Source organism: Gordonia sp. (in: high G+C Gram-positive bacteria), assembly GCF_052106715.1.
Lineage (GTDB): Bacteria > Actinomycetota > Actinomycetes > Mycobacteriales > Mycobacteriaceae > Gordonia.
In genome coordinates this window covers 140980-157410 of the sequence record NZ_JBQEDL010000001.1, presented here as the reverse complement: position 1 = coordinate 157410, position 16431 = coordinate 140980, and the positions used below count along the sequence as shown (strand labels likewise).

The following is a 16431-nucleotide window of genomic DNA, read 5'->3' as shown; positions in this document are numbered from 1 at the left end:
CTTCTACGTGGTCAAGGGAGACGCGCTGCGATGTCGGCGATGTTCCACGCTTCTTCGGTCTCGATGGTCTTCACGTCGTGCCAACCGGCGAGTTCGTCGATGGCTCCGCCCTGGACGGCGAACACCTTGCCGGTGATCGGGCAGTCCGCGGTCGCCAGATACGCGACGAGCGGTGAGATGTTCGCGGGGCTGAAGGGGTCAAATCCGCCCTCCTCGACATCCTCGGCCTCCGCGGCCATCATTGCGCCCATACCCGGCGTCGCGAGAGTCAGACGTGTCCGGGCAATCGGCGCGATCGCGTTGGCGCGTACACCGTAGCGCTCGAGTTCGTCCGCGGCGACCTGCGTCAACGCCGCGATGGCGGCCTTGGCCGCGCCGTAGTTGGCCTGTCCGGCGTTGGGCATCGTCACCCCGGATGCCGACGCGGTGTTCACGATCGCGGCATTGCGCGGCCGACCAGCCTTCGACTCGGCTTTCCAGTACGCCGATGCGTGACGAATAACCGCGAAATGACCTTTGAGGTGTACCGCGATCACCGCGTCCCAGTCGGATTCCGCCAAAGTCGGGAGGAATCCGTCGCGCAGGATGCCCGCGTTGTTGACGACGATGTCCAAGCCGCCGAACTCGGACACCGCCTGTGCGACGAGCGATTCGGCGCCCGCCCAGTCGGCGACGTTATCGGTGTTTGCGACGGCTCGACCGCCCGCGGCGACGATCTCCTCTACTACCTCTTGCGCCGGGCCTGCGTCCGCGCCGTCGCCGCTGTTGCTGCCGCCGCGGTCATTGACGACCACTACGGCGCCTTCGCGTGCGAACAGCAGTGCATGCTCGCGTCCGATACCTCGTCCTGCTCCGGTGATCACTGCCACCCGGCCGTCAAGGGCACTCATCTACGTAACTCCTTCGTGGGAAATGTCTGTCTGTGCGGTCAGCGAACGTGAAGTTCAGTCGGTGATCTCCGCGACGCCGTTGCTGAGCACCACTTCGTCGCCGCGCACGGTCTCGAACACGTAGTCGGTGACGCCGTCGGTGGTGCCTACCTTCCAGACGCGGGTCTGCAGGTCGTCTCCGGGGAACACGAACTTGGAGAAGCGGACGGCGAATCGCTTGACGCGCGACACGTCCGAGTCGGCGACTTCGGCAAGTACTCCCCAACCGGCCATCGCCATCGTGCACAGTCCGTGCGCAATAATTCCGGGCAGGCCGGCCTCCTTGGCGACGTCCTCGTCGAGGTGGATCGGCACCGGGTCGCCCGACGCGGGCGCATACCGGAATGTCTGATCGTCGTCGACGTGCGCGGCGATCGTCGCGATCGGCGGCGCGTCCTTCGCCTCGGTGTTGGGGGCGATCTCCGGAATCGCGTCGGCGACCTTTGGTCCGGCGTCGACGCCGCGGAAGAATCCAGACAGGTACTGTTCGTTGACCAGTTCTCCGCTCACGTCGTCGTGGCAGGTGAGATGGATGTAGACCAGCGAACCGGTGCTCTTGGTCTCCCAGCCGATGACGCGACCCTTGGACACCAGTGTGTCGCCCGGCCGTATCGGCCGGTGGAAATGGAAGTCCTGCTCACCATGGGTGATCCGTCCGAAGATCTCCATCGGCACTACGTCGACCGCGGGCGACATCATCGCGTCGAAGACCGGCACGATCGCGAACACAGGTGTCGCGATGTCGCCGGAGCGGTGCGCCGGGATCGGGTCGTTGACGGCTGCCGCGTACTCGGCGAGGCGCTCCCGCGTCACCTCGAAGCGCTCTTCGTCGCACCACAGATTGAGGCCGTCGAGGTCGAATTCGTGGATCTTCGGCGTCTCAGGCACCGGCGAGCGCTTCCAGCTTCTGGACCGATGCCTGGACCTGCTTGGTCGCGTCCTTCTCCACAGCTTTGCCGAGGGCGCCCTTGATGATCGAGCCCTCGAAGTCGCCCGAGACGTTCAGCACGGTCCCGTCGTCCGACGGGGCGAGTTCGAAGGCGAACTTCGCCTTCACGCCGGCCATGCCGGTGCCGTTCAGCACGAGCTTGGTCGGTTCGACGACGTCCTCGACGACCCACTCGATCTTGTTCGCCATGCCGAGCATGAAGATCTTCGCCGTGAGGTTCGCTCCCGACGCGAGGGTCGCGGGCGGCTCGGTCATCCAGCGCTCGTGGATGGTGAACCAATCGCTCCATGTCGAAAGGTCAGAGATGATCTTCCAGATGTTCTCGGGGCTCGCGGACAGGGTCTCGGTCTTCTCGATGTGTCCCATGTGAATGTCTCCTGCTTTGTCGTGGTGGTGATGGTGGTGATCTGTGATTGGCGACGCGGCGTCGATCGGTGACGTGGTGTTCAGCGATTCGCGCGCTGATAGGCGGTGACGACGGCCGCGCCGCCGAGGCCGATGTTGTGTTGCAGAGTGGCGGTCACGTCGCTCACCTGGCGGGCGTCGGCCGTCCCCCGCAATTGCCACGTCATCTCCGCGCACTGAGCGAGGCCAGTGGCGCCGAGCGGGTGGCCCTTCGAGATGAGTCCGCCCGACGGGTTGACGACCCACTTGCCGCCGTACGTGGTCTCCTCGTCGTCGAGGAGACGTCCGGCTTCGCCGGGCTCGCACAGGCCGAGAGCTTCGTACAAGAGCAGTTCGTTGGCTGAGAAGCAGTCGTGAAGCTCGATAACCTGAAAGTCGTCCGGGCCGAGACCCGCTTGCTCGTACACACTCCGCGCGGCCTGCACGTTCATGTCGTAACCGATGATGTTCTTCGCGGTGCCGTCGTATGTCGACCGGAAGTCCGTCGTCATCGCCTGTCCCACGATCTCGACGGCCTGGTCGGCCAATCCGTGCTCGGCGATGAAGTCCTCGCTGGCGAGGATCGCGGCGCCTGATCCGTCGGACGTCGGCGAACACTGGAGCTTGGTCAGCGGGTCGTAGATCGTCCGCGATTGCTTGATCTCCTGCATCGTGTACTCGTCGCGGAACTGGGAGTACGGGTTGTGGACCGAATGCTTGTGGTTCTTGAAGCCGATCTTCGCGAAGTGATCGGCGGTGGTCCCGAACTGCTCCATGTGTTCGCGGCCCGCGGCACCGAACATCCACGGTGCGGGCGGGAACAGGACTTCGGAGATCTCCGCGAGGGCCTGCATGTGGTTGGCCATGGGCTGTTCGCGGTCGTCGTACATCGCGCCGAGCGAGCCCGGCTGCATCTTCTCGAATCCGAGGGCCAGCGCGCAGTCCGCGAGTCCTCCTCGGATGGCCTGCGCGGCGAGGTAGAGCGCCGTCGATCCAGTCGAGCAGTTGTTGTTGACGTTGACGATCGGGATTCCGCTCAATCCGAGTTCGTACACCGCGCGCTGACCGGATGTCGACTCGCCGTAGACGTATCCGACGTAGGCCTGTTCGATCTCGGTGTACTCCACCCCCGCGTCGGCCAGCGCCTTGGCCCCCGCCTCTCGCGCCATGTCCGGGTAGTCCCACGGGCTGCCGTCCTCATTCGTGCGCCGGCCCGGCTTCTCGAACTTGGTCATACCGACACCGACCACAAATACTCGCTGTGCCCCTCTCGCTCCCTGTGCCACTTGGGGTCCTCTCCTCGATACACGGTCTGTGGATGGATTTACTGAGACGAACGCTACTGACCTGCGCGGACGGCGACGAGGACCGAAGCGAGGCAAGTGGGGGACCGAAACGATCACGACGCTGGTATCGTCTGCGCCACGAGCATTCCCCTGGTAAGGATCAGCGTGGCGTACACGATTCCGATGCAGTTCTTCCACGCGACGATCGAGGCGCTGTCCCGGCGTGACATCGACATCGTCGACGCTGTCCACGAGTCCGGCCTGGACTGGCAGGCCTTCGCAGCCGACCGTTCACGTATGACGCCGGAGCAGGCGACGGCGTTCGTGCGCAGCCTGTGGGATCAGACCGACGACGAGCTGCTGGGCGTCGGTCCGCGACATCTGCCGCGTGGATCGATGCGGTTGGCCGCGCTGACCGTCATCCACGCCCGTGACCTGCGGTCGGCGCTTAATCGCATCCTCGAGTTCACTGCGGTGACGACGGGCGTCCACGGCGCCCTCATGGTCGACGACGGGCTCGCCACCCTGCGGCTGGAGACCACACCCGAGGACTCGGTCGATCCGATCATCGCGTTCAGCGCCGCGGCCGGGGTGCACCGCTTCTCCTCGTGGCTCATCGACGCTCCGGTCACGGTTCAATCGCTCAGGTTCCCGTTCGACGCGAGCCACCTCGCGGCCGATTATGAGACCATCTTCGGTTCGCCCGCCGAGTTCTCCGCGAACGAGATGTCCATCTCGTTCGACGCGGCTCTCCTCAGCAGGCCCGTGATCCGCAACGAATCGGACCTGAAGCCCTACCTGCGAGACGCTCCGGGGTCGCTCTTCTATCAGAGAGGGAACGCGGCGACCGTGGCATCTCGCGTCCGACGGATTCTCGAGAACGATCCGTGGATCGATTCGGAGGCGCTGGCTGGCCTGATCTTCATGAGCGCCCCCAACCTGCGCCGACGCCTCCGCGGCGAAGGAACGTCGGTCCGCGCCATACAGGACTCAATTCTGAGTGACCGTGCGGTCGAAGCTTTGGTACACAGCGACGAGTCGATTGCCGAGATCTCAGCGCGACTCGGCTATTCCGAACCGAGTGCTTTCCGTCGAGCTTTTCGTCGCTGGATCGGGAGTGCACCCACCAGCTATCGGAGGCGGACCCCCTAGGACTCTTCGATGCACAGACCGAAAAGAATCCGTTCCTGACACGGCGACGCTGTGTCACGTGGTCAATCTCGCACTCACCTGTGGTCATTCGTCCCTGTGGTCATTCGTCTCCGACGCCCCTTACAGATCGAGTAGCCCACGATGCGGCGGGAGAAGATGTCTTTGGTGGCGCAGAGGTACAGGGCGAGTTCAATTTCGGAGCAGGAAGTTCGTCCACGCGCTGGGCGGTCACGGCATGGTCGGATCGATGGCCTGTGTCGGTGCAGCCGGTGATAACGCGGCGATGGAGATGCTCCTATCAGTGTCAAGGGGTCATTGGGGCAGCTTCGAGAAGTCGGAAGAGGTTCCGGGTGTAGTAGCGCTTTAGGCATCGCATCGACTCCCTCTTCGTCTTGCCTTCGGTGGTCCGGCGGGCGAGGTAGTCCTTGGTCGGCTGGTGATGCTTGGCCCGCGCGAGGATGACGGTGTGTAGTGCACGGTTGAGCTGGCGGTCGCCGCCGCGGGAGAGTCGGTGGCGAGTCTGGGTCTGGCCCGAAGTCGCCTCGAGCGGCGCGACTCCACCGAGCCTGGCGAACGCCGCCTCGTCGCGGCAGCGGCTGGGGTGAGACCACGACACCAAGATCTCAGCGGCGATGAGCACGCCGACTCCGGGCTCGTCGAGCAGCGTCGGCCAGGTCGTGCGCCCCAAGATTTCGCGTGCTGTGCGGACGGCGTCCAGCGAGTCGGACTTCGCGCCGTCTCTCGCCGGGCGCGTACTGGAGTGATCGAACTCGACGACGAACTCGCCTTTGGCAGTGAGCGCTGCAGCCAAGCCAGCGCTGTCACCAGTTCGTGCAGCAGTCCCTACCGTTCGTCAGCATTCAGGGTGGCAAGTCGAGTTCTCCGATGAAGGATCCAAGCTAGGCTTCGGGCAGGACGAAACTGACGAGACGTAGGGGCGCGTATGCGACGACTACTGGCCATCTCACTGATCGCGGGACTTCTGCTCACCGCTGTGGGCACAGTGTCCGGGACTGGGCGCGTTGAGGCCGCACCGGCGCGGGGCTTGGTTCAATTCCCGGTGTACTCGCCGTCGATGCACCGAACGATCATGAACAACGTACTGCCCGCCTCCGGTGGCGGGAGGGCTCCCGTCTTCTATCTCTTGCATGGCGCGGGTGGCGGCAGCGACCACATCGGCTGGGAGTGGAATACCAACTATCGCGAGTTCTTCCGGAACAAGAACGTGACCGTGGTGTCGCCGGTCGGCGGTGAAGGCTCGTTTTACGCCAACTGGCGTTCGCCCGACCCGAAGCTCGGCGTGAACAAGTGGCAGACCTACTTGACTAGGGAACTGCCGGCCGCGGTCAACCGGCACTTCGGCGGTAACGGTCGCAACGCGATCGCAGGCGTGTCGATGAGCGCTGGCCCGGCCGTCGACCTGGCGGCGCGAGCGCCGCGCCTTTACCGCGCGGCGGCGTCGTACAGCGGGTGCCCCGCCCAGGCCCTGGGCTTCCCCGCAGTGGTGGGCACGGTCATCGGACAGGGCGGTAACCCGCTGAACATGTGGACACCCGGAGACTACGTAGCGCACGATCCGGTACTGAACGCTGCGCGCCTGCGCGGCAAGGCGATCTACATCTCGGCAGGCGATGTCGGCCCCGAACTCCCGATCCGGGCCTGCTCGGATGCGTCGGCCGCGGCGCTGCGTGCACAGGGCGTTCGCGTGACCTCCGACGGACTGCGCGGCGACCATGGGTGGGCCGTCTTCGAAGGTGGGCTGCGTCAGTCGTGGCGGGTCATCGGGCCCGCTATCGGGGCGTGAAGTCGGCTGGGTGTCGCACCCGGCAAATGGGTGTTCTGTAGTCCGGAGGTTCAGCTCGGGTCCGCGATGTGCAGACCGTCGAGCACCATGGCGACCGCGTCGGTGAGTTGCCGGTCGGTGATCCAGCTGTTCGTTGTCACGCTGTGCAGCGCTAGGCCGTCGACCAGGGCGATCACCGTATGTGCGGCGAGTGCGCAGCGGGCGGGCGTGGCGGCGCCTCCCCATGCGTCTGTGAATGCAGCGGTGAGCGCCGTGTGGAGTTCCTCGAGCAGGCTCTGCTGGATCTCGGCAAGGTCGGGGGAGGTGGCCGCCCCCGCGGCGAAAGCGACGTAGACGCGGGCCTCGGTGGACCGTTCGGCGTCGAGCGGCAGGAGTTGGCCGGCCACATGAATCATGTTTCGGCGTGAGTCCGGTCCCAGTGGCAGGTCCTGCAGTCGCCGCCGAATACGGCGCGACGCTTCGGCGTACGCGCCGGCGAGCATCTGCTGCTTGGTCGGAAAGTGGTGCTGCACGGTGCCGATGGAGACATCGGCTGTCGTCGCGACCTCGCGCACGGTCACCTGGTCCAGGCCGTGGGTGGCCACGATCTCGAGCACGGCGTCCGAGACCGCTTCCCTGCGAGATCTCGCTGTTGACTTCTCCGACATGACGAGGATCATACAGATGTATGGACCAATACAAGCGTATGGGATTGTTCAACCGACTGACGCCTCCTCGCGGACTCGTTGCGGGAACCGTGGCGGCGATCGCAGTGGCGTGGACCGTCTCAGCACTCGAACCCGGGAGCAGCAGCACTGCCCCCATCGTGCAGAGCGCGATCTACCTCGCCTTACTGGCGTTGACGGTGGCCAATCCTCGCCTCAAGGTGAAGGTGGTCCGCACCGTTCAGCGATGGACGATCAATCCGGTTATGCGAGCGCTCGTTGCAATAGGGCTCAACCCGCTCGGCTTGGCGATCCTAGAGACCCGTGGACGACGGTCAGGTCTACCCCGGCGCACGCCGGTCGGCAATGGGCGCAAAGGGGAGTCGTTCTGGATCATCGCAGAACATGGGCTGCGCGCAGGATACGTTCAGAACGTTCGCGCCGACCCCCACGTACGGGTGCGACTGCGCGTCGGTCTGCGGTACCGCTGGATCCCGGGCATTGCCGCGGTGCTTGTCGACGACGATGCGTTGGCCAGGCAACGCCACATCGTTGCCTGGCACCCGCTCCGGGCGTTGAACGCAATCAACGTGCGCGTACTCGGGGCAGATCTGGTCGTTGTCCACGTGCGCCTGGACTGGTTCGGGAAGTCGGACGGCGCTGTCAAGAGCACGCGGACACTGGAAAGTACCGAAGCCCGAAAAGATGTACCGGTCAATAACTGACCTCAATCCGGACTAGCGTGAGGTCGGAACGTCACCGGAACACCTTTCGAAAGGCACCTCATGGCCGGCACATACACCCAAGTCACCATCGATCTCGACGTCGACGCTGAGCGGGCGGACCTGCTGACGCTGCTCCGCGATCAACGCGCACTGCTCAGAATCACCGCGCGCGGACTCACCGACGAGCAGGCGCGTAGCGCTCCGACGGTCAGCGCGCTGAGCGTCGGAGGTCTGATCAAGCACGTTGCTCGCGTCGAGCGGGATATGACGAGCCAGATCGTCGAACGCGACGAGAACTCCGAAGTCGACATGACAGCGTTGAGCGATGCCTACCAACTGGGGGAGGGTGAGACCCTCGACGGAGCTCTTGAGGACTACGAACGATCCGCCACCGAGCTCGATCGCGTCATCGCGAGTGTCGACAGCCTCGACGATCCGATTCCGCAGCCCACAGCGCCCTGGCAGCCCGAGCGCGAGTGGTGGAGCGTCCGAAAGCTCGTGCTGCACATGCTGCGGGAGACCGCACAGCATTGCGGTCACGCCGACATCGTCCGGGAGGCCATCGACGGACAGACCACGATGGCCGCCCTCTTCGAGCAGTGATGCCGATGATCCGCAGACCCGGACGACGGCGCCTGTCCAGCAGGCCGTCGCTGGAGCCATGGCGTCTGCACCGATCTGTCCACAGCGGCCTCGAGTACGGTCCGACCGAGGAGGGGCGCACATGAGTAGGGCGCGGCGCGGAGCCGTTGTCACCGGCGCCGGTCGCGGCTTGGGGAGGCAGACAGCGGAACTCCTGGCCGATCGCGGGTACCACGTTCTCGTGACCGACCTCGACGCCGATCTCGCGGCCGCCACTGCTGCCCAGATCGGTTCCCATGCGACGCCGATGGCGCTCGATGTGCGCGATGCCGACCAGGTGCAGGCCGCGGCGGACCGGATCGTCGAGGTCGCGGGCGGTCTCGACGTGTGGGTTAACAACGCGGGCGTGCTTGTCACGGGTCAGGCGTGGACCCAGGAAGCCTCGGTGCACCGTCTGATGCTCGAGGTGAATGCGCTGGGGACGATCCACGGAACAGTCGCCGCCATCAGGACGATGCGGCAGGCCGCGCGTGGCGGCCATGTCGTCAACATCGCCTCCCTCGCCGGGCTCACGCCGGTGCCGGGTGAGGCCGTCTACGCTGCGTCCAAGCACGCAGCCGTCGGGTTCAGTCTGAGCACGGTCGCCGACCTGTGGCTCGCCGGAATCGACGACATCGATATCTCGTGCATCTGCCCCGACGGCATCTGGACGCCGATGCTCTACGACAAGCTCGACGACCCCGCGTCGGCGCTGTCGTTCTCCGGGAAGCTGTTGTCGCCGGACGAGGTCGTCGCCGCGGTGGGCAAGGTCCTCGACGCACCGCGGGAGATCACCTCGTTGCCGAAGTGGCGCGGAGCGCAGGTCCGTATCGGGGCCGCGTCGCCTCGTGTCGGACGGGCGCTGATGCCGCTCATCATCAAGGCGGCTCGTCACAAGCAGCGGAAGATCAAGGATCGCATCGAGCGGTCGGGAACCGCCTGACGCGGGCAGACGTCTGACCCAAGGGTCGACGTCGGGGCGGTCGCAGCAGGAATCGTTCGCGCCCGGAACAATGGCGGTATGCAGTTGATCGATTTGAGCCATCAGATCAAGGACGGCACGGTGACGTATCCGGGGCTCCCGGGCCCGATGATCGGCCAGCACCTCAGTTTTGAGGAGTCGGCAGATCACTACGCTCCGGGCACCGAGTTCGCGATCGGCACGGTGACGATGGTCGCCAACACGGGTACCTACCTCGACACGCCGGCACATCGATTTCGGGGCGGTCGCGATCTATCGGATCTGCCGCTCGAACGGTGCGCGTTGTTGCCTGCACTCGTCATCGACGCCGGGCCCGGCCCGATCGAACAGAGTGCGCTGAGGGAGATCGACGGGATCTCAGGCTGTGCCGTGCTCTTGCGAACGGGTTGGGCCCGGCACTGGGGAACCGACTTCTACGGCGACGGCTCGCACCCGCATCTCACCGAGGACGCAGCCGAGTACCTCGTCGCCGAGGGTGCAGAACTGGTGGGCATCGACTCCGTCAACATCGACGACACCGTCGGCGGTCATCGTCCGGCGCACACCGTCTTGCTCGCGGCCGAAATCCCCGTCGTCGAGCACCTGACGAATCTCGACCGGCTCCCCGCGATCGGCGCGAAGTTCACCGCCGCTCCGCCTGCGATTCGGGGGCTCGCGACGTTTCCGGTGCGTGCGTTCGCATCGGTGGAGTAGTCACCACCGCGTGCTTGTTGCGCTCGGCGGGTCAACTCACAGATCGTCGGGACATCTGAATCGGATCGGCCGGAGCATCGCGTCGTGCGACCGTCGTCGGTCCTGCGCGACATCGGCGCAGCTATATCGTCAACGGGGCCATCCTCGCTGAAGACGGCCTGACCTGGCCGGGAGTGTTGGGCGCCTTCCTGATCACGGGAGTGCTGATCCTGGTAGTCAGCCTCACCGGCCGCGTGCGCGCGGTGATGGCGGCGCTCCCGCCGCCGATCGTGATGGGCATGGTCGCGGGCCTGCTGTTCTCACTGTCGTCGGAGCGCAGGGACTTTCGGGCCGAGGCCACGCGACTCCCGCTAGTCGAAGAACCCGTGGCGGCCCGCTCCGTGGGCGAATCTGGTGGCTCCGGCGACGGTGTCGGCCTGCAGGGATGTCAACCCGTGGAGGTACTCGTTGTGGAGTGCATCGTCCTCGGCGAGGCCCTCTTGTTCGAGAACTGACAGCCGGTCCTGCCGCATGCAGTCCTGGGGGAACTGGGCGATCTCGGCGGCAAGTCGGACCGCCTCGGGGAGTGCTTCGCCGTCGGCTACGACCCGATTCACGAGTCCGATGTCTAGGGCCTCGGCGGCACTCACGGCTCGCCCGGTGAGGATGAGGTCCATCGCCCGACTCGTCCCGATCAGGCGAGGCAACCGAACTGTTCCACCGTCGATCAGCGGTACACCCCAACGGCGGCAGAAGACGCCAAGGACGGCGCTCTGCTCGGCAACGCGCAGGTCCGCCCATAAAGCGAGTTCGAGACCTCCGGCAACCGCGTGGCCGGACAATGCCGCGACGACGGGCTTGCTCAGCCGCAGCCGGGTCGGACCCATCGGCCCGTCGCCGTCCTCAGCCACTCGGTTGCCTGAGCCAGCGGAGATCGCTTTGAGATCGGCGCCAGCACAGAACGTCCCGTGTTCACCGTGCAGCACGGCCACTGCGGCGTCGGGGTCGGCATCGAAGGCACGGAACGCGTCGGCGAGCGCCTCGGCCGTCCTGCGGTCCACCGCATTGCGGACTTCGGCGCGGTCGATCCCGATGATAGTCACAGGGCCCTGAGACCGTACGGTCACCGACGGTGCACGATGCTCGCTCATGACGCCGAGTACTACACCTCGAACGGGCTTCCGTCCAGAGGTGAGCCGACGGACCGAGGTCTGATCCGGCAAGTCACCAGATCATCGGCGCGAGCAGGGTCTCGGCGAAGTCCCGAAGGGCGTCCTCGTCGTCGATGTCGAGAGCACGCGACGGCGCGGTGATCAGCGATATGACCATGCGAACCTGAATCTCGGCGGCGAGCCGCAGCTGACGGTCGGGCATGGACGCGCCCGCGGCCCGCAGGGTGGCGACGATGCCACGGCTGAACTCGTCGACCATGTCCGCGGCTTGCGGTGCGCTGAAGCCGATCAGCACGTCGACGGCGTCCGGGTTGTCGCCGAGCACGCGCTTGAGCAAGTCGTCGTGGCTGACGTGCGACATCCCCAGGCAGAACGCTTCGACGACAGCGGCTCGAGGATCGAGACCGTGGACCTTCTCACTGATATCGCGCACGAACTGTCTGCGGAATCGGATGACGACGGCATCGAGCAGTTCGTCCTTGCTGGGGAACCTGCGGTACAGCGTGCTGCGACTGACGCCTGCGTCTTCGGCGATCTTGTCGATGCTCGCGTGCCGGACGCCGGAACGCCGGAACTCGCCCGCGGCTGCCTTGAGGATCCGGTCTTCCTGACGACGCTGCGTCTGTTCGCGTCGGTCGATCGTCCGTGAGGGATCTGATGAAGGCCCTCGTGCTGGCGACACCTGCCACTGCGATCCGAAGCGTTGGCCGGCTCGCGGGTCCGCGAATACCTCAACCCGCGTAGACATCCGGTGATCTGCGGGATCGTCGTCGTGTGCATCGCAGCACTCGTTGCGACGGCGGTCCTCGTCGTTGCGTTCACGCGGCAGTCCGGCGACCTGGAGTCGACGCGACAGCTCGATCAAGACAAGACTGCGGCCCAGAGCGTCGCAGGGAAGTACGCCGTGGGAGCCGCGACCTTCAAGGCCGATGATCTGCCCGCCTGGTCCGCCGTGCTGAAGAAGGGGACGGCCCCGAACTCAACTCGCGGTTCGACACGGCGGTGCAGACTCTGACCCCGCTCATCCAAGAGGTCCAGTGGTCCCAGACCGCCAAACTGATCGCTGCGACGACGGTCGACGTGCGCGCCGACCGACAGTTCGTCGTTCAGGTCTTCGTGTCGACGGCGATGACGAGCACCCAGAATCCGGACGGCCTGAACACCGTCACGCCATACACGGTGACCCTCGACCGGGACGAGAGCTGGCAGATCACCGACGTCGCCGGAATCGTCGGCGTCCTCTGGTCCGTGATGGACGCAGACCACCGGCTCGCCGCGTTCGGATCGTCGGTCCAGATGCAGTCGGACACGGTGCACATGAGTGCGTGGCCGTGGGTCGCTCTCGGGTGCTTCGCGGCTGCGTGCGTGGTCGGAGTCGCAGTGGTTCCGGGCGCGTCGTCGCCGTTTGCGGCTTCGCCCGCGGACACCGATGAGCTGGGCAATACTGTGGTCTGAGACCCGCCGAACGCACGCGAGGCACCCCCGAGTTGGCGAATGGGGCAAGTCATTGACCGACAGGTACTCGTTACTGTCCGTGTAGACCCAGATCCTGCGCGGGCGCCGCGTACGGTGTCTACGCCACCGGCCGCGCAACTGAAAAGATCATCACGCGCGAATCTCTACCCTCCCGCGCACGGGTCGGGCAGAGTTGCCGCTCGGGCCGTCCTCGGGGCGACACGAGAGAGGAACTCATGGCTGGAGAGCCCCCGCTGCTGCGGGTGAAGAACGCCGTCGAACAATCGTTGCCAGACGTCGTCCGGTCGTGGTTGGTCCGACTGATCGCGCTCGTCGTGTTCATCGCAGTGTGGTTGCTGATCGCCGGCCTGCACCTGGTCGACGAGAAGTTCCTGCCCGCGCCAAGCGCCGTCTGGGACGCCGCCGTCCGTGCGAGCACCTGGCACCAGGTAGCGCCGGGCGTTCCGCGTGAAGTGCTCGGCGAACAGAATTACTTTCTGTGGGAACACCTGGTGGCGAGCCTGCAGCGGATCTTCGCAGGCGTGGGCGTCGCGATCGTCCTGGGGCCGATTGTGGGCTTCGCGATGGGCATGTCGAAGACTTTCAACACGGTCACCGAGCCGTACCTGAACTTCCTTCGCGCACTACCGCCGCTCGGCTACATCGGCCTACTCATCGTGTGGTTCGGGATCGGCGACACCTCAAAGGTCTGGCTCCTGTTTCTCGCAGCCTTCCCGGCCATCGCGATCTCCACCGTCAGCGGCGTGCAAGGCGTCAGCCGCGACCAGATCAACGCCGCCCGCGCGCTCGGCGCGAACCGCCTGCAGGTGCTGACCGGTGTGGTGATGCCCGCGAGCCTGCCCGAGGTGATCAACGGCATCCGCATCGCCGTCGGCTTCGCCTGGACCACGGTCGTCGCCGCAGAACTCAACAACGGCATCCCCGGCATCGGTGGCCTGGCGTACCTGGCAGGTCAGCAGCTGAACGCACCGCTGACCATCGCCTGCATCATCGTCATCGGCATCACCGCACTGCTCCTCGATGCACTCATCAAATGGATCGGCGTGCTGCTGGTTCCGTGGAAGGGAAAGGCATGAGACCCGCCTTCGGCAAGGGCCGCCGTCTCGCGGCGCACGTCGCGGCCCTCGTCGCGATCGGACTGGCGTTGTCCGGTTGCATCGTCGAATCCGGGCGACCCGAACAAGCCCGCTCACTGGGCGATGCCACTCCCTGCCCCGTCGAACCCGACGAGTCCGTCACCGGCACTGTGCGGATCGGCTGGCAGGAAATTCCCAACGGCGACCTGATCGTCAAAGACACAGGCCTGCTCAACACCTGCCTGCCGAACGTGACGACCGAGTGGAGCAAGTTCGCCTCTGGCGGTGACGTCGTCCAGGCGTTCGGAGCGGATTCGCTCGACATCGGTCTGCTCGGCAGTGCGCCCGCCGCGAAGGCGCTGTCGGCCCCGCTGAACATCGACATGAAGGTGATCTGGATCCAGGACCGGATCGGTGCTGCCGAATCGCTCGTCGCCCGCGACCCGTCGATCACCAAGGTGGCCGACCTGCGTGGCAAACGAATCGGTGTACCTTTTGCGTCGACCGGCCATTACAGTCTGCTGACCGCGCTCGACAAGGCCGGAATCGGTTCTCAGACACAGGTGATCAACCTGAGCCCCGACGCCATCCGCGGTGCCTTCAGCGGTGGACAGATCGATGCCGCATACATCTGGGAGCCGACGCTCAGCCAACTGACCGGCGATGGCGGAAGGATCATTACGACCAGCGCCGACGTCGGTGAACTAGGTGCCGCCACCTACGACCTGGAAGGGGCCCGCGGCGGGTTCGTGCGAGACAACCCGGCATTCGTGAAGATGTGGACGACGGTGCAGGGGTGGGCCGCGAATCTGATCAACACGGATCCGACAAAGGCCGCCGAACACATCGCAGGCCAGCTCGGTGTGCCGGTCGAACGTATCGCAGACCAGATCAAGGGCTACGACTACTTCGACGCCGCTACCCAGGCAGGCCCGGAGTACCTAGGCGGACGGGTCGCCGGAGACATCCGCAGGACAGCCGAATTCCTGCTGCAACAAGGCGAGGTGCAAGGCGTCGGGTCGGCGCAGCACTACACGGACGGCGTTTACGCGGTCGGGACACGGTGAGGGGACACGATGAGCGGCACAGAACGCGTCGACCTGACGGGCGTCAGCAAGACCTACCAGGCGTCGAGCGGTGAGACGCTTGCCTTGGAAGCCACCGACCTGGCGATCGATCCGGGCGAGTTCGTGTCGATCGTCGGTCCGTCAGGCTGCGGTAAAACGACACTGCTCCGGCTGATCGCCGGCTTCGAGGATGCCACCGAGGGAATCGTCGAGGTGGGCGGGGTGCGCGTCACCGCTCCGTCTGCCGACCGCGGTGTCGTGTTCCAGGCGCCGACGCTCTACCCGTGGCTCACCGTGCGCGGCAACGTCGAATTCGGCCCCAAGGTCCGCGGCGTGAGCAAGACACAGCGACGTGAGCAGGCCGAGCGACTGCTGGAGCAAGTCGGCCTCGGGGACTCTGGAGACAAACGGCCGTACGAGCTGTCCGGCGGCATGCAGCAACGTGCCCAGATCGCGAGGGTGTTGGTGAACGATCCCGGCATCGTTCTGATGGACGAGCCCTACGGCGCCCTCGACGCGCTGACCCGCGAGCGACTACAAGTCGATCTGCTCAAACTGTGGCGCGAGGCGGCCAAGACTATAGTCTTCGTCACCCACTCGGTGGACGAAGCCGTGTTCTTGAGTACCCGTGTGATCGTGATGTCGGCTCGGCCTGGCCGGGTCGTGATCGACCGCGAGATAGAATTGCCCGGCGACGGCCCAGACGTGGTGCGGGACAGGTCGGTGACGGCGACCGCCGAGTTCCAGCGTTTGAGAACCGAACTGGCGGAGGCTATCTACGCGGCGCACGATTGAGTGGGGGTGTCCGCCACAGCGTCTGAGAGCTTCAATTTCACGGTTCATTCCGGCAGCGGACTCTGTAACGCCCTGAGGATCCGTGCGCTTCGTTCGGTCATCTCGCTCGCGGTGTACTCGGGGTGGTGAAGCCACCAGTCGACGAGTGAACTGACCGTTGAAGTCCAGACGTGTACCAGGGCGGACACGTCGTGCTCGTCGACGAGGATGTCGGCATACGTTGACCCGATGCCTGCCGCGGCCTGTCCGATCAGTGTGCGCCGATGAACCTTCGCCTCGTCAAGTGCTGCTCCTTTGTCAGGCAGGGACGTATCGAAGACGACGTTCCAGTCGTGGGGACGACCGTCAAGGGCGCTGAATATCGCCGCCAACACTTCGATGCCTCGAGGATCGACTTCTCCCGGTTGCCACGTCTGCATCGCGGTCTCGATCAGGCTGGTGATTCGCTGTCCTGCACGGCGGCAGCAAGCGCGGTACAGACCCTCCTTGGATCCGAAGTAGTCAAATATCAGCGGCTTCGAAATCTCCGCACGGTCGGCGATCGAAACCATCGACACCGCGGCGTATCCGCGCGTCCCGAACTCTAGTGCTGCAGCATCGAGGATCTGCTGTTCGCGTTCGGCGCGCGGGACTCCTTTTGAGCCTGACCTGCTACTACCCATTCCGGGGAGGCTACCCTGCGTGGCCGCCGATCGTG

Annotated in this window: 20 protein-coding genes and 1 pseudogene; 12 read left to right on the top strand and 9 right to left on the bottom strand. The window is 65.4% G+C overall.

The genetic code is table 11. The features are described from left to right. Positions 1-11: 11 nt before the first annotated feature. From ACTIMF_RS00735 to ACTIMF_RS00720, 4 genes are all read right to left on the bottom strand, one after another. A complete protein-coding gene (locus tag ACTIMF_RS00735; RefSeq protein ID WP_442348347.1) occupies positions 12-890 on the bottom strand; it encodes an SDR family oxidoreductase in 879 nt (292 codons plus the stop codon). A 54-nt stretch (positions 891-944) separates the two neighbouring features. After that, positions 945-1817 carry a MaoC/PaaZ C-terminal domain-containing protein gene (locus tag ACTIMF_RS00730; protein ID WP_442348346.1) on the bottom strand — a complete coding sequence of 291 codons (873 nt, stop codon included), beginning with the start codon at positions 1815-1817 and terminating at the stop codon, positions 945-947. Continuing rightward, entirely contained in the window at positions 1810-2244 is a 435-nt protein-coding gene (locus tag ACTIMF_RS00725; protein ID WP_442348345.1) for a type II toxin-antitoxin system Rv0910 family toxin, read from the bottom strand. Before ACTIMF_RS00725 ends, ACTIMF_RS00730 begins: the two co-directional genes overlap by 8 nt. 80 nt (positions 2245-2324) lie before the next feature. Continuing rightward, positions 2325-3548, bottom strand: coding sequence for a lipid-transfer protein (locus tag ACTIMF_RS00720; protein WP_442348344.1), 1224 nt, complete (start codon positions 3546-3548; stop codon positions 2325-2327). 165 nt (positions 3549-3713) lie between these two features. On the opposite strand from ACTIMF_RS00720, the gene ACTIMF_RS00715 reads away from it, so the two are divergent. Next, complete coding sequence (locus tag ACTIMF_RS00715; protein ID WP_442348343.1) at positions 3714-4700, top strand: AraC family transcriptional regulator ligand-binding domain-containing protein; 987 nt, start codon at positions 3714-3716, stop codon at positions 4698-4700. A 304-nt stretch (positions 4701-5004) separates the two neighbouring features. On the opposite strand, the gene ACTIMF_RS00710 is transcribed toward ACTIMF_RS00715, so the two are convergent. Continuing rightward, entirely contained in the window at positions 5005-5511 is a 507-nt protein-coding gene (locus ACTIMF_RS00710; protein ID WP_442348342.1) for a transposase, read from the bottom strand. A 132-nt stretch (positions 5512-5643) separates the two neighbouring features. On the opposite strand from ACTIMF_RS00710, the gene ACTIMF_RS00705 reads away from it, so the two are divergent. Then, positions 5644-6504, top strand: coding sequence for an alpha/beta hydrolase (locus ACTIMF_RS00705; RefSeq protein ID WP_442348341.1), 861 nt, complete (start codon positions 5644-5646; stop codon positions 6502-6504). Positions 6505-6554: 50 nt separating this feature from the next. Here ACTIMF_RS00705 and ACTIMF_RS00700 read toward each other — a convergent pair whose 3' ends face one another. Beyond that, positions 6555-7151 (bottom strand): TetR/AcrR family transcriptional regulator, encoded by a 597-nt coding sequence (locus ACTIMF_RS00700; protein WP_442348340.1) that lies wholly within the window; start codon positions 7149-7151, stop codon positions 6555-6557. 20 nt (positions 7152-7171) lie between these two features. Between ACTIMF_RS00700 and ACTIMF_RS00695 the strand changes: the two genes are divergently transcribed. The 5 genes and pseudogenes from ACTIMF_RS00695 to ACTIMF_RS00675 all read left to right on the top strand — a co-directional run. Continuing rightward, positions 7172-7873, top strand: a complete 702-nt coding sequence (locus ACTIMF_RS00695; protein WP_442348339.1) for a nitroreductase/quinone reductase family protein — start codon at positions 7172-7174, stop codon at positions 7871-7873. Positions 7874-7933: 60 nt separating this feature from the next. Further along, positions 7934-8476 (top strand): DinB family protein, encoded by a 543-nt coding sequence (locus tag ACTIMF_RS00690; RefSeq protein ID WP_442348338.1) that lies wholly within the window; start codon positions 7934-7936, stop codon positions 8474-8476. 121 nt (positions 8477-8597) lie between these two features. After that, positions 8598-9437: an SDR family oxidoreductase gene (locus tag ACTIMF_RS00685; RefSeq protein ID WP_442348337.1), complete on the top strand. Its 840-nt coding sequence runs from the start codon at positions 8598-8600 to the stop codon at positions 9435-9437. A gap of 78 nt (positions 9438-9515) precedes the next feature. After that, complete coding sequence (locus tag ACTIMF_RS00680) at positions 9516-10169, top strand: cyclase family protein (protein ID WP_442348336.1); 654 nt, start codon at positions 9516-9518, stop codon at positions 10167-10169. 59 nt (positions 10170-10228) lie between these two features. After that, a pseudogene (locus tag ACTIMF_RS00675) lies at positions 10229-10471 on the top strand (hypothetical protein); the annotation flags it as partial. Positions 10472-10519: 48 nt separating this feature from the next. On the opposite strand, the gene ACTIMF_RS00670 reads toward ACTIMF_RS00675, so the two are convergent. Next, positions 10520-11299 carry a crotonase/enoyl-CoA hydratase family protein gene (locus ACTIMF_RS00670; protein WP_442348335.1) on the bottom strand — a complete coding sequence of 260 codons (780 nt, stop codon included), beginning with the start codon at positions 11297-11299 and terminating at the stop codon, positions 10520-10522. 73 nt (positions 11300-11372) lie between these two features. Continuing rightward, positions 11373-12002, bottom strand: coding sequence for a TetR/AcrR family transcriptional regulator (locus ACTIMF_RS00665; RefSeq protein WP_442348334.1), 630 nt, complete (start codon positions 12000-12002; stop codon positions 11373-11375). Between the two features lie 21 nt (positions 12003-12023). Here ACTIMF_RS00665 and ACTIMF_RS00660 point away from each other — a divergent pair, with 21 nt between their 5' ends. From ACTIMF_RS00660 to ACTIMF_RS00640, 5 genes are all read left to right on the top strand, one after another. Beyond that, a complete protein-coding gene (locus tag ACTIMF_RS00660; protein ID WP_442348333.1) occupies positions 12024-12335 on the top strand; it encodes a hypothetical protein in 312 nt (103 codons plus the stop codon). Next, positions 12323-12775 (top strand): hypothetical protein, encoded by a 453-nt coding sequence (locus ACTIMF_RS00655; RefSeq protein ID WP_442348332.1) that lies wholly within the window; start codon positions 12323-12325, stop codon positions 12773-12775. The genes ACTIMF_RS00660 and ACTIMF_RS00655 overlap by 13 nt, the downstream gene beginning before the upstream one ends. Positions 12776-13011: 236 nt before the next feature. After that, positions 13012-13872 (top strand): ABC transporter permease, encoded by an 861-nt coding sequence (locus ACTIMF_RS00650; RefSeq protein ID WP_442348331.1) that lies wholly within the window; start codon positions 13012-13014, stop codon positions 13870-13872. Further along, positions 13869-14939 carry a taurine ABC transporter substrate-binding protein gene (locus ACTIMF_RS00645; protein WP_442348330.1) on the top strand — a complete coding sequence of 357 codons (1071 nt, stop codon included), beginning with the start codon at positions 13869-13871 and terminating at the stop codon, positions 14937-14939. The genes ACTIMF_RS00650 and ACTIMF_RS00645 overlap by 4 nt, the downstream gene beginning before the upstream one ends. Before the next feature lie 9 nt (positions 14940-14948). Beyond that, positions 14949-15734, top strand: coding sequence for an ABC transporter ATP-binding protein (locus ACTIMF_RS00640; protein ID WP_442348329.1), 786 nt, complete (start codon positions 14949-14951; stop codon positions 15732-15734). Positions 15735-15778: 44 nt separating this feature from the next. Here the strand turns inward: ACTIMF_RS00640 and ACTIMF_RS00635 are convergent, their stop codons facing one another. After that, on the bottom strand, positions 15779-16396 hold the full coding sequence (locus ACTIMF_RS00635) for a TetR/AcrR family transcriptional regulator (protein ID WP_442348328.1): 618 nt from the start codon (positions 16394-16396) through the stop codon (positions 15779-15781). Between the last annotated feature and the right edge of the window lie 35 nt (positions 16397-16431).